We start from the raw sequence: 22,208 nt of genomic DNA, 5'->3' as shown, positions 1-22,208 counted from the left end.
TCTGCCGACACCATAGGGACACTAAGTCTATCATCGATCCGGTAGCCGTTAGAATTTATATGAACGACTGGCAGAAGTTGGGCATCGGGCAGGCACTTTGAAGGTCCGGAAATGGGTCTCAGCTGGCGGATACCCGTACCAGATGGGTGGGGCCGGTACCGACCGGCCCCCATCGATTACTTCTTCTTTTTGTCGGGGCGCTGAGACAATGCAGATCCAGCGGCTGTCTTCGAGTCCTTGCCGGTTCGACCGTCCTTCAGGACCTTTGAGGCTGCCTTGCCGGCCTTCTCGCTCGTATGCTCGTTCTTCGCCATCGTTTGGCTCCAAGCAAACACCATCTAGTGGTGCAGAGCCCTAAACCGTCTATTAGTTGATTGGTTCCTAACTTGTTCCCACGAGGGCAAGGTCTTGGACGGCGTCATGAACGACCGTCTGCTTATGGGCAGCGTTATTGGCGACCTGAGCGTCCGGAACTGAGTCAAAATCCTCCCAGTACGCCGAGACAAATAGCCTTCGCGTCCCCGAGAGCCGTGATCCCGTGGATCCGCAAAGCTTGTTCTACCTCAACGCCGCACTTTCAAGACAGGTCGGGACTCAAAAGAAAAGCGACCAGTATCCTGAGCTCAGAACCGTCGCCTCAACGTGCCGAAAACCTGTCGCGGCGATCCAGCCTGCAGCGTATTGTTCAGGGAGGTGGCATTGTTGAAGAACTGGCCCGAGCCAAGCGCGGCGATGTAATTCTCGTCTGTCAGATTGACAGCATTGATCTGGATTTCGACGCCTGCAAACGTACTGTCCGCCGGGAAGCGGTAGCCGATCGCGGCGTCGAACAGCGTGTACCCCTTGACCGTCACGTCGCCGGTGTAGGTGACGTTGCGCCGCGACGTGTAGGCCCCCGCGAGATTGCCGAAGAACCGGCCGTCGTCGTAATTGATCTCGCCCTTGCCAAGATGGGCGGGAGTATCGACGGTCCGGACGCCTTTCGTCCGAACGAACGCCGCGCCATTGACCGTATCGTCGTCGTAGGTGCTGTCGTTGTACGAGTAGGACGCGATCAGCGCGAGCGGACGGGCGACCTGGTAGGTTGCCGCCACTTCGACACCGCGGCTGGTGACGCTGCCGACGTTCTGCAAGATGCTTGGATTGCCGAGGATGTTGGCGCCGCTGAACGCCGCCAGCAGCCGGTTCTTGAATTTGACGTCATAGCCAGCGACGACGCCGCGCACCGGGCCGAGATCGAACCGCCAGCCGGACTCAACGGTGCGCGAGGTTTCGGGCTTCAGCGTGTTACGGATCGCTTCGAACCCAACCTGCGTGGTGCCGAATGGGCCGCGGAACGAGCTGATGTAGGCGCGCATGTTCTCGGCGTAGTTTGCGAAGAACTCCTGGCGCCCGACGCGGTAGGTCGCGCCGATCTGCGGCTGGAACAAGTCCTTGGCGGCGATCCTGCCGTTGATGAACGGCGTGCCGAAGGTGGTCGTGATGCCGTTCGATACACGTGCGCCCTTGAAGCCACCGGCGATCGTCAGCGTGTCGATGACCTTCCAGCTGTCACTGACGAAATACTGGTTGGTCACGGTGGTCAGGTCGGTGAGAAAGTCGCTGCGGAACGGGTTGGTCAGGAAGGTCGTGACGTCGGGCCGGTTGGTGAGGCTGGCGGCGTAGTAGTTGCGGTCGGTGCTGGCGCGATTGTCCTCGTGCCAATAGCCGATCTGGATTGTGTGAACGCCGAGCGTCGCCGTCGCACGGGCGAGGCCGCCATCACGCTTGATGCCGTATTCGGTCGTGCGGACGGACAGCGGAAAACCATCGGGCGAGAAGACCGCGGGCGTGTAGATGCCGCCGGTGCCCTTGTCGTAATGATGATAATAGGTAGCGCTCGCGTCCAGCCAGTCGGCGACCGGCACGTCGAGCGTCACCGCGCCCAGCCAGTCGCGCCGCACGCCACCGCTGTCGTAATAGGTGTCGTTGACGTTCGTATAGGGCGCCGGGAAGGCGACGCCGACAGTGGGGAAGGGCAGGGGCCGGCGTCCGGCGGCGGCAGTCTGGTTGGCGCTAACCTGCGATAGCAGGATAGCGGTGGCATAGTCCGGATGAAGGAAATCGAGGTCGTAGCCGATCCGCGACAGCGTCGCCGGCGATAAATCGGCGTAATTGCGTTCCTTGTGGAGCGAATAATTAACCCAACCGGTCAGCGTCGCCTCACCGATCTTCTGAACGATCTTGCCGTTGACCTTGTTGTCGGACTGACCGCCAAAGCCTTTCCACTTGCTGGCGTCATGGATCACGCCGGATATCGACAGTAGCGTTCCGGTTGACAGTTCGCCGCTGTCGAGCCGTCCATACAGATGCACAGTGTCGTACATGCCATAGGTGAGTGCTACCTCGCCGCCGAGCTCCTGCGACGGTGCGCGGGAGACGAATTCGAGATTGCCACCGAGATTGCTGGTCGAGGCGATGCCGAGCGATCCGGCGCCTTGGGACACGTCGACCCGCGCGATGTTCTCTGCTGCGATCGCACGGCTGATGTGGAGGCCGTTGTGGTTGTTGTAGAACATGTCGCCGAGCGGCACGCCGTCCAGCGTGTAGCCCATCTGGCTTTGATTGAAGCCGCGCACCGACAGGCGGGTGCCGAGCTCGTAGGAACCAAACGGATCGGAGCTCTGCAGCGCCACGCCCGGCAGGCGCGCGACCGCCTTCAGCGGCGAACTGCCCGGCGGCAGGATCTCGATAGCCTTGCGCGAGACCGTCTGTTCCTGGCGAACCTTGCCGCTGCCATAGACCACGATCTCGGCCGCCGCGTCCTGTGGTTCGCTCGTGGCGGCCCCGACAGGCGCCGTGTCCTGAGCGTGCGCGAGACCGGACGTGGCGAACAGCGCGGTCGCCGAGGCAAGCAGCATCGTCTTGTAGATCATGGGGGTTCCCGCTGTGGAAAAGGCCGTGGAGGGTCGTCGCTCATGCGACGATCGTTGCGAGGCGCTTACGATCACTCCGGGTCGTTACCGTTGCGCTTCCGCGACGTTTTCGTGACTGACCGCGGTTCTTGTCACCGCTTCGTCATGGCGCGAGCCTAGCCGGGGCTGCATGACGACGTCCGACCATCTATGGCATCGCCGTGCCCTGCTCGCTGCGATGGTCGGGCTCGCGGTCCTGCCAGCGGTGCCGCTCGACGCCCATGCCCGCGCCGATGCCGACCCGTTCGGGCTGGGCGTGGCGAGTGGCGATCCTAGCACGGACGGGTTCGTGCTGTGGACGCGGCTGATCGGGCCGCATGCGACGCCGCTGCAGGCCGCTACGGTCGAGGTTCGCTACGAGGTCGCGACCGACCCGCACTTCCGCGCGATCGTCCGCCGGGGACGGGGCGGCGCTTATCCGGAACGCGCGCATGCGGTGCATGTCGAGATCAGGGGACTGCCGGCGGGGCGGCGCTACTGGTATCGGTTCCACGCGCTCGGCGCGACCAGTCCGGTCGGGCGGGCGGCGACCTCACCCATAGTGGCCGACCGGCTGCGGCTGGCGGTGACCTCCTGCCAGCATTGGGAGCAGGCTTGGTTCGGCGCCTATCGCGATATCGTCGCGGCCGAGCCGGATCTGATCCTGCAGTTGGGCGACTACATCTATGAGCAGAGCTACCCGGACCTGCCTCGCGTCCGCAGCTTCGGCTCGCCCGAGCCACGCGATCTGGCCGGCTATCGCGAGCGCCATGCCTTGTACAAGACGGACCCGGACCTTCAGGCTGCGCACCGTGCCTGTCCATGGGTGGTGACCTGGGACGATCACGAGGTCCTGAACGACTATGCCGGCCTCGCCAATCGCGAGGGACTGCCACCCGCGCTGTTCGCGCCGCGGCGGGCAGCGGCGTACCAGGCCTATTTCGAGCATATGCCGATCCGGCCCAGCCTATGGCGCAATCGCCCCGCGCCGCAATTATACCGAGCCGTGGACTGGGGTGAACTGGCATCGATCTCGGTTCTCGACACCCGGCAGTATCGCAGTGCGCCACCATGCTCCCCACCCGATCTGGCGCGGAACATCAGGCTTGAAAACTGCGTCGAAGCAGCAGCACCAACGCGCTCGATCATGGGGGCCGCTCAAGAACGCTGGCTTTCCGAACGTCTCGCAGGCGAGCGCCGACCTTGGACGCTCATTGCGCAGCAGGTGTTCTTCGCACCTTTGTGGTTGGATGGCGCGCATACGGCAACCTACAGCGATCAGTGGGATGGCTACGCGGCTAATCGCACTCGTCTGCTTCATGAAATGCAGCAGCCTGCGGTGACGAGTCCGATCGTTTTGAGTGGCGACGTTCATTCCTTCTGGGCGAATGATCTGATGACCGACGATGGTAAGATCATCGGTTCCGAGCTTGTGACGTCCGCCCTAGCTGCGGCCTCTCCTCCGATCGGACGGTTTGGCGAGGTCACTCGCAACAATCCGCACATTCGTTTTCACGACGTACAACATGCCGGCTGGACGAGGATCGACATCGGCCGCGACTTCGTGCGCGCGGAGATGCGTATGATCTTCAATGGCCTCGATCGAGATAGTGCAGTCCGCAGCGGAGCCACGTTCATCATACCAGATGGTTCGCGTCGCATTTCAAGAGCTTAGCCGAAAGGATCTCCTATGCCGCGAGATTCCTGCTGCGGACATGAACGAGCGTCCGTAGTCGGACTCGGGCAGGGCTCTCTAGGTGGTAACTTGTGGATCTCGGCAGCCGCTGGCGGCCTGATCGCCGGCTGACCACGCTCTTCTGCTCGTAAGGTCGTTCGCATCCTGGAACTAGCTGCTTTGCAGGCTTCGAAGCCTTTCCATTTCCCCGTGTCCGCCAGCCCATGGCGGTGAAGTGTTTGCGGGGACGGATTTTGAAAAAAGCGCTTCACGATGGTGAACGGTCGCGCGGTAAGCACAGGCGGCATACCAGTGAGAGGGCAGTAATGACGGACGCCGCAAACGTAACTGCCGTGGACCACACAGGCTTCGCTGTGTCGTCTTTGGACGAAGCCGTTCGGTTCTGGACGGGAGCGCTCGGTTTCACGCTCGAGCGGCGTTCGGAGATGTGGGGCGATTTCCTGCATCAGGTGACAGGTGTCGATGATCCGAAAGTGAGAACGGCGATCGTCAAGGCACAAGACGGGTACGTGATCGAACTGTTGGAATGTTCAAACGGGCTCCAGAACGGGACGGTGCCCAGCGGGGCGGGATCGATCGGAGCGGCCCACCTGGCTCTGACCGTAAAGGACATAGATGTCGCCATTGCGCGCGTCGAGGCAGCAGGATGGAAGGCGGAAGGCAATCCGCTGCCGATCCCAGGCGGTCCACGGAAGGGAACGTCGGTGGCCTACGTTTCAGGCCCCGATCATATCACGATAGAGCTTATGCAGCCGGCAGCCCGTTAGCCGGCCGGCAGGAGCTTTGCCGCCTCATCATCCTTTTTGAAATTTGGCAGGGCAGCGGACAGGCAGAAGATCAGCGCCTTCTGTGCCGCAAAACTAAATGGATGGCAGAAGTTGGGGAGCCAAGAAGAGGCCGCGAATGACCGCAAGTGGGTCTAGGTAGACAATAACAGCCGACAGCGGCAGCGCAGCTCTCTCTCTTTCTCTGGCCTCGAAGCCTTTTTTCCCGAAGAGCCGCTTGCGAGACGAGCGAGCGTTGGCAATCGCGATCAAGGTAGCTGAGTTGATTCTCGGCTCGGCATCTACGCTCGAATAATCGGAGACAGCAATTTGTCGCGCTTGCGGTTCGTCGTTCCAACGCTCCTCGCAGCTGGCCTGACCGGCGCAGCTTGCGGTCAGGCGACTACGAGCGAAACTACGTCGGCTAGGATTGAAGTTCCGAAGGTGGAGCGAAAGGGCGTGTGGCAACCCACAAAACGCGGGACGCAGATACCATTGTGGCCGGCGGACGTGCCTCTGGCGAAGCCGGACACTGGCGACGAGGCCGAGGGCACGGGAAACGGCTCTCCGCTTGTCGGGGGCAGGAAATGGCATTGGGCGAGCTACGTCACCCGGCCGACGATGACGATCTACCGGCCCATAGGGCGGAACACGGGCGCAACGATGCTGGTGCTGCCGGGCGGCGGCTTCTACGCGGTGGCGACCGACCTGGAAGGCACCGAGATCTGCGACTGGGTCGTCGCGAAGGGCATGACATGCGCTATGCTGAAATATCGGACGCCGCAGGTCTGGCCTAAGGTGGACGGGCGGCAGAAGCGGCCGGACGTGCTGCTGGGCCTTGAGGATGCACACCGCGCTATGGGGCTGTTGCGCCACGGAGCTGCGACCTACGGAATCGACCCGCATAAGATCGGGGTGATCGGCTTTTCGGCCGGCGCCTATCTCGTGACGAACCTGAGCAACGATTACGAGCGGACGTACCCCATCCGCGACGCCGCCGACCGGGTGTCGCCGCGACTCGACTTCGCAGTCGTCGCCTACACAGCGCGTGTGCTCGACACCAGTAAGCGCAAGAACGAACTCGAGCTCGCGCCTTGGGTCAGGATCAACCCGAAGGCGCCGCCGACGCTCATCATCCATGCGATGAACGATCCGGTCGACGATATCCGGCAGCCGATGGCTTACGCACTGGCGCTTAACGGCGCAGGCGTGCCGGTTGACATGCGCCTGTATGCAAAGGGCGGACATGCATTCGGGCTGCGGCCGACCGCCGAACCGATCACGACGCAGTGGCCGGGGCAGGTCGAGCAGTGGTTGCACAACATCGGCATGCAGTAGGCCGTTGCGGCCCGAGTTCCGGTGCATAGACGAGGCGCCTGGAGGCGCGCCATCGGCGGGCCTTCTTCGAGGCCCGGGGGGAGGAAGCGGTCACCCTTCATCTTTCGCAGCAGCCGTCCTTGCCCTTCGAGCAGCGGTCCGCGCTCGAGAACGTGGTATTAGCGCCGTGCTTCGCCGCTCATCGAGATGAACGAGCGGCCGAAAGCAGGATGGGTTTGAGTGGCCGTGAACGTCCGCACTTGGGTCTTTGTTCACCCGCATCCTCTTGCCCATTCACCGCCTTGTGGGCTGAGCCTAAGCGACCTGCAGAAAACGCTAGTGAGCGTTGCGTCCGGAGTGTCGGGCGGTAACGCAAATTCGAGAGGTGGCTAATGGCATCCAAACTTTTCACCCCGGTGCTCGCGATGATCGAGGACGCGGTCCGGGACGGGACCCCGTCGGCGATCTTCGCGAAGGCGAGCAAGGTCTCGATGGATGCCACCCGCCGCCTGCAACTAGCGGCGGCGGAATCCGACATGCCGTTGCTGCTGCTTCGTCGTAGCCGCAATCGTGATCAGGACCCGTTCTCCGAGCCGTCTGCCGCGTGGACGCGCTGGCGGATCGGGGTGGCACCGTCGGCACGGCTGGAGGTTTGCGGGTGTGGGAAGGCGAGTTGGTCGGTCGAACTGGCGCGGCAGCGCGGTGGTGAGAGCTCCTCCCTGATAGTGGAGGGCAGCGATGAGACGGGTCGTTTCGCTGTTCCTGCCGAACTTGGCCATCAAATGGCTGAGACGGCCCGCTACGCCGCTGCCTGAGCCGCAAGCCCTCCAGATGCCGGTCGACGATAGTCCGCATGCCTGTTGGGTGCTCGGGGCGGCGGATGGCGTCCTGGTGCCCGCTGGCGCGTGCCAGGGTGCCCAAACGCCGATTGACGTCGACACCCGATCTCTGGGTTGCCGGTCCACGCACAACCACCGATGCGCCAGCTTAGCCGGCGATCAAAGCGGCGAGCCATCTGTACAAGGCCGCCGCCCCGGCTGTGCGCATGGTCGCATCAAGGGCAGACGTGCCGGATGGACGCCAGCTTGCAGCCATCACGTAAATCGCGACCGGTAGAAACCGGTTGTAGTTGGCTATCGTGGTAATCTGGCGACCAGCAAACGTCTTTGCTGAGCGCGTCGACTTTGCTCAGGGCTGCGGCCAATGCAAACCGAGTTCCAGCTTGAGGGGCAGATCCCGGCGTAGCGACCGGCGTTAGGTGTCATCTGCCGCCCGGATCGCCGGTTTCAACATGCCGTAATGTTGATCATCCAGCGCTAATAGCGCGGCGCCTTCGATGGGCCCGCCGACCGCCAGGCCAATGCTTGTTGAGATCTGCCATTGCATATCCTTCCGTAGACCGTCATACATATGTCACCTTAGGTACATAAATAAGCCGGCACAACGATGTCGGATTTGGGGGATGGTCATGAAATTCGCTACCTTGCGCGGCCTGTTGCTGCTCTCGAGTGCCTTGCCGGCTGCTGCGCAGGCGCAGCAGGAAATCGTCACTCCCCCAACGCCTTCACCTGCGGCAGCTGGGGCGGCGAGCGAGCAGGACATCATCGTTACCGGCGCCCGTTTACAGGCCGTTCGCGAGATCGAGGCCAAGCGGCAGATCGAGGTGATCTCCGACAGCATCAGTGCCGACGAGATCGGCACGTTGCCGGACTTCGGACTGGGCGAGGCCCTGCAGCGCGTGCCGGGTGTCTCGACCGTTCAAAACAATGCGCGCGGGGAAGCGCAATTCCTCTCCATTCGCGGCCTCAATGCCGATTACAATCTGGTCCAGATCGACGGCGTGACGCTACCTGCGAATGAGGTCGGACGGCGCAACGTATCACTCGACGTCATTCCCTCATCGCTCGCGAGCAGGGTCGAGGTCTACAAGTCGGTCACGGCCGCAATGAACGGGAATGCGATCGGCGGTATCGCCAATCTTCGCACACGCAGTGCTTTCGAGGGCAAGGGCGAACCGTTCGTGGGCGGCCGGTTCGATATCGGACAGTGGGATTTCAGACGAACGCGCGGCAATCGTGCGCCATCGGGTCAGGCCGAACTCGTCGCCTCGACGACCTTCGGCGCGGATCACAAATTCGGCATTGTAGTAGCGGGCAGCTACTTTTGGCGCGACTCCGCGTCGGTCAATTCGGCTACGGACAATTACCTCTATTTCGATCCGGTCGCCGGCACGCGACTGCTGTCCCCGGCCAGTGACGTCAGCAAGGCGTTCGCTGCGCCCGATCGTCGGCGCTGGTTGCACTACGACAATGTTCGCCAGCGATACGGCATGTTCGGCAAGCTGGAATTTGACGATCACACGATGTTCAAGGCTGCGGTGACCCTCGCGGACTTTCGCCACATCAATGACGAGGAGCGCCAATCGAATATTGTCGTAGCCAACACCGCGGTGACTGCAGCGACCAATCGCTACATTCATTTCAGCAACGTGAGCGCCACGAGCGGTAGCGTCGCGAACGCCAATGCGCAGGCCGACCTGTCGAACTTCTATCAGACCCGTCGCATGCGCTATGCCGACGCCCATGCGGAACTGACGCCTGGTGATACGGTGAAGGTCGATTTTGGCCTCAATTATGCGATCGCCACCTATCGGCAGGATGCGCGGCTGGCGACCTATCGCATCGCCAATACGTCAAGCCTTGCCTATCGGTACGCCTACACGCCCGGTGGTTTCGCATTCTTCGACTTCGCCAATCCTGGGTTCGTTGCCAACGCTGCCGAGTATCGTCAGTTCGAATATGGCACCAGCAGCGACGACAATCGCGAGGAGGCGCTGACCGCGCGCGCCAATCTGAATATCAACATGGAAGCGGATGATCGCGGCTTTGGGATCGCGACTGGCGCCTACGCCCGTTTCCTCGACCGGCGCTATGACTTCACCGTCGACAATTACCGGACCACGCCGGCGAGTAACCTGCTGCTGTCCAACGTTCTCGCCAGCGAATCCTATGTGCCATACAACGGTGGTGGTCAGCGGGTCCTGTTGGTTGACCCCGCTTCGGCGGCAAGCGCCTTCGCGGCAAACCCAGGCAGCTTCCTGGGCGTCAACAGCGCCAATCCGGCAGGGAACCGCCAGCCTGACTACACCCTCACGGAAGATATCACGGCAGCTTACCTGATGGCACGCTACGCGTCCGATGCCGTCCGCCTGAGCGCGGGCGTCAGGTTCGAGGATACGATGCTGTCCACGAGCGCAAACCGGCAATCGGGGTTGACGAGCGCGCCCGTGTTTGACTTTCGGCAACAGCGCCAGCAGTACAGCGAATGGCTGCCCTCGGCGCAGGCGGACTGGGATATCACCGATCGCCTGCGCGTCCGTGCGGCGTTCAGCCGGACCCTCGGTCGTCCCAATTACGATGATCTCGCCGGGCGCGAGACGGTCAACATCGGCATCACAGCAAACAATCCCGATGGCGGCGTGTCGATCGTCAGCGGCAACCCGGGCTTGCGACCGCGCCGGTCGGACAATTACGATCTCAGCCTCGAGTACTACGTCGACCGCGACATCCTGTTTTCGGCAGGCCTGTTCCAGAAGGACATCGCTGACGAGATCATCTCCACCCGGAACCAGGCAAATGAGGTGTTCGAAGGCGTCGCACAGCTGGTCACCCGCGTCCGCCCGGTGAACGCAAGCGGATCGCGGGTGCGTGGCATCGAGTTGAACGCCGTCGTTGCCCGCATGCGGTTCCTGCCCGGACCACTCGCCGGGCTGGGCTTTTCTGCGAATCTGACCCTGCTTGATCCGACACCGCCGCAGGTTACGCTCGCCGACGGCATCACCCGTCGACGACTGTCAGGGCTTTTCGAGAGCGCCGATACGGTCGCCAACGTCAAACTGTTCTATGCTGCCGGTCCGGTTACGCTGCAGGGCGCGTGGAATCATCTGTCGCCGACCCTCTTTTCGGTATCGACCAGTGATCCGTTGCAGGATCGGCGCTATGCCGCGAGCGATCTGTTCGACGCGCAGCTACGCCTCAAGCTGGACCGTCATTGGACGATCGTCGCCCAGGCCAAGAACCTGACCAACTTCCGTCCGCAGCGTCTGTTCGGTCCCGGATACGGTCTGTTGCGCGAGGAGGTCGACAATGGTCGGTCTTTCTACGTTGGCGCACTGGTACGCTATTGATGCGCGTCGCCATCATGCTGCCGCTCTTGCTGGCGGCCCAGCCAGCCGGCGCGCAGCGCTACCTGACTGGCCCAGGCGTCGCGTTGATCGACGTGTTGCCGCCCGCGCCAGCGAGCGGCTCAGCGGGCGACGAAGCGGATCGCGCTGCCTTTCGCGCAACCCGTACGCTCTATGGATCACCGCGCTGGCAGCAGGCAATCGGCGACGTCGACGAGGGCGTACTTGCAATGCTGACGGACTTCGATGCAGCTGCGGGGCGTTCCTTGTCGCTCCAGGCTACGCCGGCAATTGCGCGGCTGCTGACCCGCATGCGCGGCGATGTTGCGGCTGCCGTCAACGCGGTAAAGCCGGTCTATGCCAGACGTCGACCATTCCTGATGGACCCCGGCCCTGTCTGCCAGCCGCGCGGGGTTTTGGAAAAAAGTTTCGATTATCCGTCGGGGCACACGAGCTGGGGAACGGCAGTGGCGCTTGTGCTCGCCGAGCTGCTGCCGGATCGAGCCGCGGCGATTCTGACGCGCGGGCGGGAGTATGGCGACAGTCGCGTGATCTGCGGCGCTCATAATTTCAGCGCGGTGACCGCGGCGCGGCAGGCCGCCGCGGCGGTTGTCGCGCGGCTGCATGGCGATGCAGGTTTCCGAAGGGATATGGAGGCGGCACGCAACGAACTCGATTGCGCTCTCGCCATCATGGCGCGCATTGCCGACCCCGAGGCCGGCACGATCGTCGTAGCGCATCGCGGCTGCCACACCGCCATCGCCGGGGCGGGCAGCGCGCCCGAGAACTCGCTCGCCGCGCTCGATCGTTGTGCCACCTTCGGCATCGATGTCATGGAAGCAGACGTGCGGATGACCCGTGACGGACATCTGGTGATGATTCACGATGCCACGGTCGATCGCACCACGAACGGTAATGGCAAGGTCGCGGACCTGACGCTCGTGGAATTGCAGGCGCTGCAGTTACGCGACGATCTTGGTGGTCCGGCCAGCCTGCTGACCGGGCATCGCATCCCTACGCTGGCGGCGATGCTGGCGGCTGCGGACGGGCGGATCGTGCTCAATCTCGACATAAAGGATGCCGTTCACGCCGAGACGATCGCGGCGGTCCATCACGCCGGAGCCGAGAGTCGCGTAATAGTCAAGGCGACCGCCGGCATTGCCAGTCCGCCACTGGCAATATTGGCACCGTTCGATCGGGTGCCGTTCATGCCGATGTTGTCCGGTAGCGTCGAATTACCGCAAGTGATCGCGCGACAGGCATCTGGATCCACAAGGCCGATCGGCTACGAAGTCCCGCGCCTGCCCTTGGCGATGCTGGCTCTGGTCGTTGCGGCCGCTAACACCGCCAGAGGGCGGGTCTGGGCCAACAGCCTGTGGGACGGTTTCGTCGCCGATATCGGGGGAGATGCGCTGGCCATGCGTCATCCGGACGCCGTCTGGGGACGGCTTATCCGCAGCGGCGTCTCGATCATCCAGACCGATCAGCCTGTGCCGCTGCGACGGTTCGTCGCAGCACGCTGACCGTTCTTCGGTGCGCGGTCAGATGGCTTCGTCCCCGATCGTGCCATCGCTTTCCGAGGCACCGAAGAACGCCGCGCGGAGGGGCAAAGCCGCGGCACCGATAGCCGCGGCATCGCCTTCAAGGCCGGACGGGACGATTATCGGGGCAGGGCGGTGAACACCGCGTCGTTCGGGATTGGTGATGGTGATACGCTCGATTATGCGTTGTGCCAGTGCCAGCGGCAGGCGGCCACCAAGCACGATCATCGCGGGATCGAGCGTCGCAAAAATCGACGAGACGACGAGATCGAGCGAGGGGATGCAAGCGTCCAGCCAGCGGTCTACGGCGATATGCTCAGCATCGAATGCGGCAAGCATCGTATGAAGATCGGGATAGGTGACGCCGTCTTCAGCAAATAGGATCCGCAACGTCTCCAGGTTCGGTTGTGGCCAGCCTGCCGGCAGGATCGAGGCGAATTCACCGGCATTGCCGTGATGCCCGCGCAAGGGACCCTCCTGGCACATCACGCCCCCTCCGAAACCGGCTGAGAAGTACAGATAGGCGAAATCACGTACCTCGCGCCCGCGGCCCAGCATGGCTTCGCCTACCGCGGCGACGTTGCCGTCGTTGTCGACCCAGATCTTCCGTCCGAGAGCGTCCGACAAAACCGTGTCGAGCGGGATCAACGCCCAGGGGTCGAGCTGGCGCGGCGGATTGAGGCGCGCGCCGTCGCCGATGAAGTAGCCTGTCACGCCAACCCCGATGCCGAGGAGCGCCGCCCGGTCCCAACCGGCGTCCTCGATGGCAGCGTCGATCATGGCACGGATCTGTGTACAGGCGGGTGCGATGGCCGCATCGGCCAGCCGTTCGTTACGCACCCCGGCTATCGTACCGGCAAGGTTCAGCAGCACCAGCGATATTGCGTCGGTCATCACCGATAAACCAACCGAAAACGCGGCATGCCCGACCAGCGACAGCTTGGCGCTAGGTTTGCCTCGCCCCGCTGCGATCGGCGTGCTCTCGCTCAACAGTTCTCGCGTCAGCAGGGGTTCGATCAGGCGAGTGATCGAATGTGGAGCCAGACCGGTGAGGCGGGCGAGATCGGCGCGACTGGCCGGCCCGATCCGCGACAGCAGTTCGAGCAGGACGCGCTCGTTCGCCGTCGCGGTGCGGCGGCCGTCCTCCCGGAGGAAGTGCTTTGGGAAATTGCCCGCGGAGATTCCGGTCATGATTCTGGAAAGGGCCGACGAACAGGCGGAGTCAAGCGCGCGCGCACCAGCACCGCTGCAACGAGGCAGGCACCGGCCACCGTCAGCGCGAAAATGGAAAAGGTGCCAGGCCCGAACGTCGCGACACCGCCCAGCCCGCCCGCGAGCGCCAGACCGCTCGCCCCGAGCGCCAGCTTCGCCGTCATGGTGAAGACACCATAAGCACGCGGCCCATCGGCGAGCGCCGGCAGCAGCGTCCATCCGATGAGGTTGATCGTGCCCATAGCGAAACCGATCAGCACGATCATGACAGCGCCGCTGCTCCATGCGCACGCCGCCGCGATTGCACCTGCCGCGACATAGGCAGCGCTGAGACAGGTCAATCCGCGCCGGGGCGTGCTGTTCGATACTGGCAACAGTGCCGACAGCGTTCGGCCAGCGATCAATAGTGCAATGATCGTCGATCCATCCAAGGGACTCGCGGGAAGGTGCAGTAGGGCCTTTGCCAGACCGCCGAGCCCGACGATGCCGATGATGCCGGCGGTCAGGAACGGCAGCGGCAATCCGGTCAGTCGGCCGGGTGCTCTCGCAACCCTCGTTCCCGCAAACGCAAGCGGCGAGGTAGCGAGGAGCGGCACCATGGCCGATCCGACCAGCAGCGCAGCAAGTGCCATCATCCACAGCAATGGGGCGGTCGCGCCGGCATCTGCGCCGCTCACACCCCATGCCGCGATCAGCGACGCAAGCGCGGTGCCGATTGTCCGCACGCGCGCCAGCCAGGCCGCCCGAGGCGGTGTGCGGCCCAGCCGCGTCAGCAGCGCGTTATGCGGGACGTCGCACCCGGCATAGGAAATCCGGAAGACAAGCGTTGCGGCCAGCAATGCCCATGGTCCATGTGGTGCCAGCTGGATCGTGGCGGGAAAGCTGGCCGCAGCCAGTACAAGCGAACACGCCGCCAGCGGAGCTGCGTGAGACGGCTGGCGATCGAGCCACAGGCCGATACACAGGTCGGCAATGCCGTTCGCGATCAACCCGCCCAGAAACAACGCACCCGCGATCACCGGATCGACCGCATAGACGGTTACAAGCAGATAGATGGTCAGGAGGTCGCTTGCCGTCCACAACAGGCTCTTGCCGACATGAGCGACGCCATAGGCAAGCCAGACGCGACGCCATTTCAGCGAACCCAGCGGACCTTGTACAGGTGGAGCCCCTCCACCGGCACACGCACCGGAGAACTGCCGTCCGGGTTCGCGATCGTGAAGCCTTTCGCCCACCAGCTTTCCTCTGCCTGCACCCAGGCAAGATGCCCGTGCATGTCGACCGACTTCACCTTCAGCTTCGGGTTGAGTGCTGCGAATGGTATGAAGCTGCCCTCGCGCGGGTCGAAGGTCCAGACCCCATCGTCGGTCGTCACAAGGTAGAGACCGTCGGCGCGGCGCGACAGATCATGTCCATCCCGACGTCCCGGCAGCGTCCAGCGAGACGTTTCGCTTAGTTGCGACGTGCCATGCTTTCCCCCTACCTTATAGGCCTGGATCAGGTCGTGCGACAGGACGAACAGTCGGCGAAGCCGCTCGTCCCAGACGGCGCCATGCCCCGACGGCAGAGGTCTGCTGAGCAATGGCGTTTCGCTGCGGTTGCGATCGTAGACTTGTAGCCGGTCGCCCTGCGCGTGAAGGGAAAGCGCCACAGCGATCCGTCCGCCCGGCAAGACGCTAGCCGAGTGGGCCATCGGCGCGGTGGCACGAAACGATACGCGGCCACTCGCACGATCGACCACGACGACACCGCCCGTCGATGCGGTAATCAGGATCGCACGCCCCTCATCGATCGGTTTGCATTCGTCGATGCGCGCGAGGAGCCGCGTCCGATAAGCTGCGGGGAGGTCGGTCGCAGTTGCGGCGCTCCACCTCCAGATTTCGGTAGCGCGCGGCCCCGCATCCGATGCGGTATCGACATCATACTCGCGGACCTGATCGTCGCCACAGGCATAGAGGCGCTCGGCAGCCTGAGCCGATCCCGGCGTGGCCATCGCGAGCGACGCCGCGGCAATTTGAAACAACATCCTTATTGCCTTCCTCGGGTTGCTCCGAACGATATTACTCGACCGTCACCATATTGTCACCTATGGTGATTAAGTCGAGTCCACATCGTGCCCCGCAGTCGAAATCGCGACGGGACTGATGGTACGCCTCGATTCAATCGCAGGAAAAAGGTGACATACCGATGAGGCATTTGAACACGTTCCTACGTCGCGCAGCGCTGCCGATTGTGCTCGCTGGTCTGGTCAACGCACCGGCCGCATTTGCCCAATGCCTTCAGGCATCGGATCACATGGCCGAGATCCTCAATCGGCGACATACCGCCGATACGATGGTTCTTGCGCATCGGGGGTACTGGGGCAAATACAACAGCGGCGATCATTCCATTCCAGAAAACTCCACAGCAGCGATTGTTTCAGCCAACCATGCCTGCATGGACGGCATCGAGGTGGATGTGAAAGAATCGCAAGATGGTGTTCTCTACCTTCTGCATGACTTTCATCTGGGTCGTACGACAGACGTTTACTCCGTTAAGGGAGGCGCGAAGTACAATCCGATGAACAACTCGGGCACCAATCCGGCAATCAATCAAGTCGCGGCCATTGATATTGATCGTCTCAGGCTTTTGACGCCGGACCGGAACGGCGTCAGTTTGCACCGGGTGCCGCGTGTCAGCGGCGTACTACAGTCATGGGTACTGAACAGGCTTTCGACCCCAATTATCTTCGACACAAAGACGACCAGCGCAGTCATCAGGCTTGATCAACTGGCAGGAAGTGTGGTGCCGAATTCGGCTTCCACGATGGGTGCCAAGGTCAACGCAACCCTTTATCCCGATCCCGCGGCATTTTTCCGGGACGCGCCGCGGCTGGCGCCGATTCCTGTATTTACTACAAATATGCTCGGTGTGATAAACGTCGCTGACAGCCTGAACAAATGGGGTCGAGTCACCAAGACGGTCGAAATAAACGTCAAGCAGCACAATGGCTTGCTGTCGTACCAGAAGAACCAGGTTCAGCATAATGGGAACAGGGTCGGCGTTTTCCATGCCATCCCGGATGGCCCCGTTGCCAATGCATTTTACAAAAATACCGGAGAATGCTGCTACAGGCTTTCGGATGTCTATTACCACTACATTGTGATGCGTCAGGATGCGGGTCGTGACACCGATGATAGACGCGGAAACCTCGACTTCATCAATTCCGAGCACTTCGGCCTTATCACGTCGGATGATCCGAACGGTGTCGTCAAGTTCCTCGCGGGTAAGGGAAAGCGCAACAGTCATCTCAAGCGGTACGATTAAGCTGGTTCGGGGAGTGTCTTTCCAAGACGCTCCCCGACTTGATCCAGCGGCCGGAGGAAAGGCGCCCCATATGATCCCGAGGAAATCGCGCGTCTCTGACTGTCGTGGTTTGGGATGCCCCCGCTCACGCTATCGAGATCCGAAGCAAGATCCGTGTTTCATCTGCGCCTGTTTCCTCAATCTGCAGCGGCTCGATCAGAGTGTAGCCGGATTGGGAAAGCGCGGTCGGAATGTCATTGCTCACCATTTGCTCGAGGCCTTGTTGATCGCCCTCGTTCCGGGAGCCGGCCGCCTTGGCACTCACGGTGCATGACGCACCACTGCATTCGGTGACAATCTCCTTCAGGCTCGGCAGCGACAGGGCCAGACGTCGAGTTACAGTTTGGCCGTCGGGCAGAGGCGTGTTCACCATATCAAAGCCGCGTTGGACAGTATCATTTTGTGATGAAGCGACCTTTTCAGAAGATATGGCGGTATCGACAACAATAATACTAGGTGTTTGACTGGTTGACGACGCACCGCTCATTTGATCATGAAAAACATACATGCCGCCGCCTAGGCAAACTGCAACTGAAGCTGTGAACAGGAAAAGTCTAGTCATGCTTCTTGACGTATTGTCGCTCATCCTGATTTGCCCCGCGATAACCCAGATTTTACGAATGCCTTCTTTAAATCACTTGGCGCTATGTGGTCTACCCATAGATGGTAATCCACGTGCCGACGTTAAAATCATCGTGAGAGGCAGCAAATGAGGATTTTTCCTATAATATGTTTTGCGTTAACAATGCTTTGTTCCAGCCCCGTTGCTTCGCAGATGCAGGCTACGTCGGATAGAACCACCCATTTGGCCATAAATCCCGGAGAGGAAGCGGCGCTGATCGGCAAAATGCTGCGAACTCGCATTGATTTTTCGTGGATCTTCGAGCCAGTCTTGCTCAAGCGAATTGAGCCCTCCGCAGATGATCGTGCAAAAACCGGCGAGATTATCGGTATGGCCCGTTTCGCCCGAGTGAAGGGGCTGCCACTGCGGCCCGACGTGCAAACAGCGTTGACAGCGTCCGAGACAATCATCCTGGCAGAGGCAGCTCGTAGAAATCTGATCGATTCCATCGTGGTTTCGGACGCTGACGTCATCGCCCGCATCGCGGAGCACCCAGGACGTTATGACGAGTACAGGCTCAGCCATATCTTCATCACCGTGGGATCAAGCCCGAAAGGTAAAGCGCGCACTGATCAGGAAGCATTAGCGCTCGCCAATCAGGTGCACGCCCGCATTAAAGCCGGGACGGCGTTCGCAGAGGTCGCGGAGAAGCTGTCTGAAGATGCGGATACCGCCGTTCATGGCGGTATATTACCAACCATGAAAGGCGTGACTATGAACCCGCTTTTCCTTGATCATGTAGGCCGACTGCCCGAGCTCGCCGTCACGCCGCCCGTACGTGGACCCGATGGCTACCACCTCATCCGTCTTGAAAGTCGCACTGTGGCTAACACGCGGTCCGCCCGGTTCTGGGTCGAGCAGGATGTCATTCACGACAGGCTCCCCACCCTAATCGCGAACGCATTGGAAAGTGGCATTCCCTCTAGGGTCAGGACCCATTGATGTGAGTGTCGCGATCTGATTCAGGTTCCGTGAGGAGACCGCACGTGAGCGACCTATATTGGCTGACGGACGAGCAGATGGAGCGTCTGCGGCCGTACTTTCCCAAGAGTCTTGGAAAGCCGCGGGTCGATGATCGGCGGGTGTTGAGCGGCATCGTTTTCGTCAACCGCAACGGGCTGCGCTGGTGTGATGCGCCAAAGAACTTTGGCCCTCACAAGACGCTGTACAACCGGTGGAAGCGCTGGGGAGAGAAGGGCATCTTCCTCCAGATGATGGATGGATTGGCTGCCGCGCGCGCCGAATCGAAGGCCGTCATGATCGACGCGACCTACCTCAAGGCACAGCACACGGCATCGAGCCTGCTGGTTAAAAAGGGGGTCTTGGCCGCCTGATCGGCCGCACCGAACGCGGGAGAAACACCAAGCTGCACGCCGTCAGTGATGCTAACGGCCGCCGGCTCAGCTTCTTCATGACCGCGGGCCAAGTCAGCGATTATACCGGGGCGGCGGCCCTGCTGGACGAGATGCCAAAGGCACAGTGGCTGCTCGGCGACTGCGGGTATGATGCCGACTGGTTCAGGGACGCTTTGTAGGCCAAACGCATCCAGCGCTGCATCCCGGGTCGGAGATCCCGCAACGAGCCGGTCAGGTACAACAAGCGCTGCTACAGGCGCCGCAGCCGCATCGAGATCATGTTTGGCAGGCTGAAGGACTGGCGACGCGTCGCCACCCGCTACGATGGCTCCGTCAAACCAAATGCACCGGCTCGTAAGGAGGGCAGGGTAGGGGCGTGGCCATGCCCCGCGCTCGGAAGCCTGCCCCACCGTTTCGCTACTTCAACTCGTCGCTGGAGGTGCTCCGATTGGTGGTGCTGATGTACGTGCGCTTCCCACGGTCGCTGCGCAATGTGGAGGACCTGCTGTTCGAACGCGGGATCGACATCTGTCATGAGACGGTGCGGCTGTGGTGGAACAGTTTCGGTCCGCTGTTCGCAGGCGACATCCGCCGCCAGAGGGTGAGCCGCATGCGGGGCTTCCGCCACTGGCGCTGGCATCTCGACGAGATGTACGTGAAGCTGAACGGCGAGATGGTCTACCTATGGCGAGCCGTCGATCACGAGGGCGAGGTGCTGGAGAGCTACGTTACGAAGAGCCGCGACAAGGCGGCGGCCCTTGCCTTCATGAAGAAGGCGCTAACGCGGTACGGCTCACCTGAGGCGATCACTACTGACGGCCTTCGCTCCTACGGTGCGGCAATGAACGAGCTGGGCAACCGCGAGAAGCAGGAGGTCTGACGCTGGGCCAATAACCGGGTGGAGAACAGTCATCTGCCATTCCGTCGACGGAAGCGAGCGATGCTGCGGTTCCGGCAGATGAAGACGCTGCAGAAGTTCGCCTCCGTCCACGCCAACATCCACAATCACTTCAGCCTCGAACGGCATCTCGTCGACCGACAAACGTACAGGGAACGACGCTCCGCCGCGCTGGCGGAGTGGCAGACGCTTGCCAGCTAGGCTGTCGCCTTCAAAAACCCAGGTGCATCTCGTGGAGAGCAGTTCGCGTTAGACTGAAAGCACCATCAATGCGGTTGCCTCCTGTACGCAGGCCTGACCCTCCAGGCTGTGCGGCTTCAGATCAACCGCGTCGATCAGTACCTGCATCGGCCGGCCCGCTGCACGCCATTGCTTCACAACTGCGCCATTTTCCGCAAAATGATCCCGTAACGTCGGTAAGTCGAAGAAGCCTGTTACGCTGATGAGGATCACGCCGTGAAGCTGATCATCTTCGATCGCGTGTGTGGGCTTGGCTGCGACAAGAGAATTGGACATTGCCGCGGCTTATGAAGTCACAGTTGCTGATACGTGTATAACCCAGAACGGTTCCGTTATCTAAAGTCCAGTTTGCGGATGTTCTGAAGCCGAGACTCGGGTGCGGTTCTTTGCGACCATGGCTGAGGGTATCGAGACAGTCCGTTCGCAGCTTCAAGTTACTCGCCGTTTACCGGCTGCCGCTAATATCGCGGTGTGTCGTTCAATAAGCCTTTCCGCGCCGTTCCTATCCACATGGGGAGGCACTATCGCACCAAGCGGCGGCGGGCGCAGTTTCGGCGAGCAGCTCTACCGGCGGCAATTCTTGGGGCCGCGGCGATGGCGGGCGGTATCGTGGGTATAATGCCCCCTTCAACCCTGTCGTTCCTCAAACCTGGCTACGACGATACGGTTAGCGGCTGCACGGTCACGGATGGTGACACGATCCGATGCAATGGCGAGCGCATACGGCTGCTAGGCATCGATACGCCCGAATTGCCCGGTCATTGCCGCAAAGGTCGAGATTGCGTTGATGGCGATCCCTATGCGGCGACGCGATCGCTAGCTGACGCTCTGGTGGGGACGATCCGCATTAATCGGGTTGGCGAGGATCATTACGGGCGTACCTTGGCCATCCTGTCCAGCGACAAGGGCGATTTGTCATGCTGGCAGCTTCAACACGGGCAAGCGGCCTACAAGTCGCAGTGGGATGACGGAAAACGGGTGCTGCGAGCGTGTCCGGGCTCGGCTCTTGCGGTATGGCTGTAATCGATCTTCATTGCAGGCAGCAGATCGGCTAAGGCGGGGCGATCAAATTGTGTTCGATCGCCCCTGACGCTTAGAGCCTAGAACCTGATCCCCATGCCATAGACGACCTGATGGCGCTTCGGCTCGATGCTCGCGCGTATATCATCGGCGATAACCGATTTGTCGCCATAACCAGTGTAGACGTACTCTAGACGTCCGTAAACGCGACCGGTCAGCGTGCCTTCGATGCCGCCGCCAACGTGGAACCCGTCAAAATTGCGGCCCTCGTTCTCGTCGGCAAGAATAAGGTCATTGTCTTGATAGTCGAGGGACGCACGACCGTTGGAGTAACCACCCCTAGCGTAGAGAGCAAACTGCTCGGCTACTGGTACGCCCAGACGGATACCGGCCGTGAGATTGCGACCAGAACGTAGGCAGAGCCTGTCATTACCGTAAAGTTCGCCGCATTCCTTTGCAGAAGAGTCCTCGATGCCCGCGTATCCGCCAATCAACACATTATTCAGCGCATAATCGTAGCCGATTTCTCCACCGTAGACTGCTCCACTCTTGCTCGCGTTGCGGCTAATTCGATCGACGCCATCGGACAATGTTGCGCGAATGTTCGGATTGTCCCAGCCTACCCGTGCTTCAATGTGGACCCCTGTAAATAGCGGATTTACAGATTGGGCAGACGCGGACGTTGCCATCAGTGTGGCAACCGCTGCTGTTCCGATAGCAACGAACTTCATTAGAAACCTCCTAGTACCCGCCAACTCGCCGGGCGTGGCTTCTAAACACAACAATGGTTAACACCGGCCTTAATATATTAACACCGGCCTTAATATAATAGGATCGATTCGGAAGTAAATCGATCGCCTCAACGTTAGATTTTAATGTCTAAAACGAACATATCAATCCAAGTAAAGAGCTTTTGCAATTCGCATTTGTACCTGTACAGACCTCCTAGTAATAGCATTGGTCGCAAAAATTTACACCACTTAATGCAGAATCCGACGATACAGATCCAAGAAAATAAAAAGCCGCTATGCCGCGCGGGAGTAGCTTGATTAAGATAGCAAAAACATGCCGCGTCTGATCAA

The 22,208-nt window shown here is 61.2% G+C and carries 18 protein-coding genes and 2 pseudogenes; 11 read left to right on the top strand and 9 right to left on the bottom strand.

What is annotated here, in order from left to right:
- Nucleotides 1-176: 176 nt before the first annotated feature.
- Both LRA87_RS17110 and LRA87_RS17105 read right to left on the bottom strand, forming a co-directional pair.
- Nucleotides 177-314, bottom strand: a complete 138-nt coding sequence (locus LRA87_RS17110; RefSeq protein WP_165895571.1) for a hypothetical protein — start codon at nt 312-314, stop codon at nt 177-179.
- A 309-nt stretch (nt 315-623) separates the two neighbouring features.
- Nucleotides 624-2,915 carry a TonB-dependent receptor gene (locus LRA87_RS17105; protein WP_230781886.1) on the bottom strand — a complete coding sequence of 764 codons (2,292 nt, stop codon included), beginning with the start codon at nt 2,913-2,915 and terminating at the stop codon, nt 624-626.
- Nucleotides 2,916-3,132: 217 nt separating this feature from the next.
- On the opposite strand from LRA87_RS17105, the gene LRA87_RS17100 reads away from it, so the two are divergent.
- The 4 genes from LRA87_RS17100 to LRA87_RS17085 all read left to right on the top strand — a co-directional run bounded on the left by LRA87_RS17100 (nt 3,133) and on the right by LRA87_RS17085 (nt 7,525).
- Nucleotides 3,133-4,608, top strand: a complete 1,476-nt coding sequence (locus LRA87_RS17100) for an alkaline phosphatase D family protein (protein ID WP_230781883.1) — start codon at nt 3,133-3,135, stop codon at nt 4,606-4,608.
- 326 nt (nt 4,609-4,934) lie between these two features.
- Entirely contained in the window at nt 4,935-5,396 is a 462-nt protein-coding gene (locus LRA87_RS17095; protein ID WP_230781881.1) for a VOC family protein, read from the top strand.
- 618 nt (nt 5,397-6,014) lie between these two features.
- On the top strand, nt 6,015-6,731 hold the full coding sequence (locus LRA87_RS17090) for an alpha/beta hydrolase (RefSeq protein WP_329958609.1): 717 nt from the start codon (nt 6,015-6,017) through the stop codon (nt 6,729-6,731).
- A gap of 371 nt (nt 6,732-7,102) precedes the next feature.
- The gene (locus tag LRA87_RS17085) at nt 7,103-7,525 is read left to right on the top strand and encodes a hypothetical protein (protein WP_230781871.1); all 423 of its coding nucleotides are present in this window, start codon (nt 7,103-7,105) and stop codon (nt 7,523-7,525) included.
- Nucleotides 7,526-7,964: 439 nt separating this feature from the next.
- On the opposite strand, the gene LRA87_RS18410 is transcribed toward LRA87_RS17085, so the two are convergent.
- Entirely contained in the window at nt 7,965-8,096 is a 132-nt protein-coding gene (locus LRA87_RS18410) for a hypothetical protein (protein WP_268934879.1), read from the bottom strand.
- An 82-nt stretch (nt 8,097-8,178) separates the two neighbouring features.
- Between LRA87_RS18410 and LRA87_RS17080 the strand changes: the two genes are divergently transcribed.
- Nucleotides 8,179-10,896, top strand: coding sequence for a TonB-dependent receptor (locus tag LRA87_RS17080; RefSeq protein WP_230781869.1), 2,718 nt, complete (start codon nt 8,179-8,181; stop codon nt 10,894-10,896).
- Nucleotides 10,896-12,416, top strand: coding sequence for a glycerophosphodiester phosphodiesterase family protein (locus LRA87_RS17075; protein ID WP_329958608.1), 1,521 nt, complete (start codon nt 10,896-10,898; stop codon nt 12,414-12,416). The genes LRA87_RS17080 and LRA87_RS17075 overlap by 1 nt, the downstream gene beginning before the upstream one ends.
- Nucleotides 12,417-12,434: 18 nt before the next feature.
- On the opposite strand, the gene LRA87_RS17070 is transcribed toward LRA87_RS17075, so the two are convergent.
- The 3 genes from LRA87_RS17070 to LRA87_RS17060 are packed head-to-tail and all read right to left on the bottom strand — an operon-like array spanning nt 12,435 to nt 15,672.
- A complete protein-coding gene (locus LRA87_RS17070; protein ID WP_230781867.1) occupies nt 12,435-13,625 on the bottom strand; it encodes an ROK family transcriptional regulator in 1,191 nt (396 codons plus the stop codon).
- Entirely contained in the window at nt 13,622-14,881 is a 1,260-nt protein-coding gene (locus tag LRA87_RS17065) for a hypothetical protein (protein ID WP_230781865.1), read from the bottom strand. The genes LRA87_RS17070 and LRA87_RS17065 overlap by 4 nt, the downstream gene beginning before the upstream one ends.
- Entirely contained in the window at nt 14,782-15,672 is an 891-nt protein-coding gene (locus tag LRA87_RS17060) for a DUF6528 family protein (protein WP_230781846.1), read from the bottom strand. The genes LRA87_RS17065 and LRA87_RS17060 overlap by 100 nt, the downstream gene beginning before the upstream one ends.
- 161 nt (nt 15,673-15,833) lie before the next feature.
- On the opposite strand from LRA87_RS17060, the gene LRA87_RS17055 reads away from it, so the two are divergent.
- Nucleotides 15,834-16,952: a glycerophosphodiester phosphodiesterase family protein gene (locus LRA87_RS17055; protein WP_230781844.1), complete on the top strand. Its 1,119-nt coding sequence runs from the start codon at nt 15,834-15,836 to the stop codon at nt 16,950-16,952.
- 124 nt (nt 16,953-17,076) lie between these two features.
- On the opposite strand, the gene LRA87_RS17050 is transcribed toward LRA87_RS17055, so the two are convergent.
- The gene (locus tag LRA87_RS17050) at nt 17,077-17,577 is read right to left on the bottom strand and encodes a hypothetical protein (protein ID WP_230781842.1); all 501 of its coding nucleotides are present in this window, start codon (nt 17,575-17,577) and stop codon (nt 17,077-17,079) included.
- 219 nt (nt 17,578-17,796) lie between these two features.
- On the opposite strand from LRA87_RS17050, the gene LRA87_RS17045 reads away from it, so the two are divergent.
- The 3 genes and pseudogenes from LRA87_RS17045 (at nt 17,797) to LRA87_RS17035 (ending at nt 20,067) form a co-directional block, all read left to right on the top strand.
- Nucleotides 17,797-18,555, top strand: a complete 759-nt coding sequence (locus LRA87_RS17045; protein ID WP_230781841.1) for a peptidylprolyl isomerase — start codon at nt 17,797-17,799, stop codon at nt 18,553-18,555.
- A gap of 44 nt (nt 18,556-18,599) precedes the next feature.
- A pseudogene (locus LRA87_RS17040) lies at nt 18,600-19,294 on the top strand (IS5 family transposase); the annotation flags it as partial.
- A gap of 56 nt (nt 19,295-19,350) precedes the next feature.
- Nucleotides 19,351-20,067, top strand: a pseudogene (locus LRA87_RS17035) (IS6 family transposase).
- Nucleotides 20,068-20,115: 48 nt separating this feature from the next.
- Here LRA87_RS17035 and LRA87_RS17025 read toward each other — a convergent pair.
- Entirely contained in the window at nt 20,116-20,382 is a 267-nt protein-coding gene (locus tag LRA87_RS17025) for a hypothetical protein (RefSeq protein WP_230781834.1), read from the bottom strand.
- A gap of 318 nt (nt 20,383-20,700) precedes the next feature.
- Between LRA87_RS17025 and LRA87_RS17020 the strand changes: the two genes are divergently transcribed.
- Complete coding sequence (locus tag LRA87_RS17020; RefSeq protein WP_230781832.1) at nt 20,701-21,129, top strand: thermonuclease family protein; 429 nt, start codon at nt 20,701-20,703, stop codon at nt 21,127-21,129.
- Between the two features lie 77 nt (nt 21,130-21,206).
- Here the strand turns inward: LRA87_RS17020 and LRA87_RS17015 are convergent, their stop codons facing one another.
- Nucleotides 21,207-21,857 carry an outer membrane protein gene (locus tag LRA87_RS17015; RefSeq protein WP_230781824.1) on the bottom strand — a complete coding sequence of 217 codons (651 nt, stop codon included), beginning with the start codon at nt 21,855-21,857 and terminating at the stop codon, nt 21,207-21,209.
- Nucleotides 21,858-22,208: the final 351 nt, after the last annotated feature.

It is taken from the genome of Sphingomonas sp. Leaf37, assembly GCF_920939475.1.
Taxonomy (GTDB): Bacteria; Pseudomonadota; Alphaproteobacteria; order Sphingomonadales; family Sphingomonadaceae; genus Sphingomonas.
Note: the sequence above shows the minus strand (reverse complement) of the source record. Positions and strands in the feature narration are given on the sequence as shown.

Bases quoted from the DNA above. Each gene is read 5' to 3' on its own strand.
- LRA87_RS17055 (WP_230781844.1), top strand. From the start codon at position 15,834: ATGAGGCATTTGAACACGTTCCTACGTCGCGCAGCGCTGCCGATTGTG.
- LRA87_RS17110 (WP_165895571.1), bottom strand. From the start codon at position 314: ATGGCGAAGAACGAGCATACGAGCGAGAAGGCCGGCAAGGCAGCCTCA.
- LRA87_RS17070 (WP_230781867.1), bottom strand. From the start codon at position 13,625: ATGACCGGAATCTCCGCGGGCAATTTCCCAAAGCACTTCCTCCGGGAG.
- LRA87_RS18410 (WP_268934879.1), bottom strand. From the start codon at position 8,096: ATGCAATGGCAGATCTCAACAAGCATTGGCCTGGCGGTCGGCGGGCCC.
- LRA87_RS17090 (WP_329958609.1), top strand. From the start codon at position 6,015: ATGACGATCTACCGGCCCATAGGGCGGAACACGGGCGCAACGATGCTG.
- LRA87_RS17080 (WP_230781869.1), top strand. From the start codon at position 8,179: ATGAAATTCGCTACCTTGCGCGGCCTGTTGCTGCTCTCGAGTGCCTTG.
- LRA87_RS17020 (WP_230781832.1), top strand. From the start codon at position 20,701: ATGGCGGGCGGTATCGTGGGTATAATGCCCCCTTCAACCCTGTCGTTC.
- LRA87_RS17025 (WP_230781834.1), bottom strand. From the start codon at position 20,382: ATGTCCAATTCTCTTGTCGCAGCCAAGCCCACACACGCGATCGAAGAT.
- LRA87_RS17060 (WP_230781846.1), bottom strand. From the start codon at position 15,672: ATGTTGTTTCAAATTGCCGCGGCGTCGCTCGCGATGGCCACGCCGGGA.
- LRA87_RS17095 (WP_230781881.1), top strand. From the start codon at position 4,935: ATGACGGACGCCGCAAACGTAACTGCCGTGGACCACACAGGCTTCGCT.
- LRA87_RS17015 (WP_230781824.1), bottom strand. From the start codon at position 21,857: ATGAAGTTCGTTGCTATCGGAACAGCAGCGGTTGCCACACTGATGGCA.
- LRA87_RS17050 (WP_230781842.1), bottom strand. From the start codon at position 17,577: ATGAGCGACAATACGTCAAGAAGCATGACTAGACTTTTCCTGTTCACA.
- LRA87_RS17075 (WP_329958608.1), top strand. From the start codon at position 10,896: ATGCGCGTCGCCATCATGCTGCCGCTCTTGCTGGCGGCCCAGCCAGCC.
- LRA87_RS17105 (WP_230781886.1), bottom strand. From the start codon at position 2,915: ATGATCTACAAGACGATGCTGCTTGCCTCGGCGACCGCGCTGTTCGCC.
- LRA87_RS17085 (WP_230781871.1), top strand. From the start codon at position 7,103: ATGGCATCCAAACTTTTCACCCCGGTGCTCGCGATGATCGAGGACGCG.
- LRA87_RS17100 (WP_230781883.1), top strand. From the start codon at position 3,133: ATGGTCGGGCTCGCGGTCCTGCCAGCGGTGCCGCTCGACGCCCATGCC.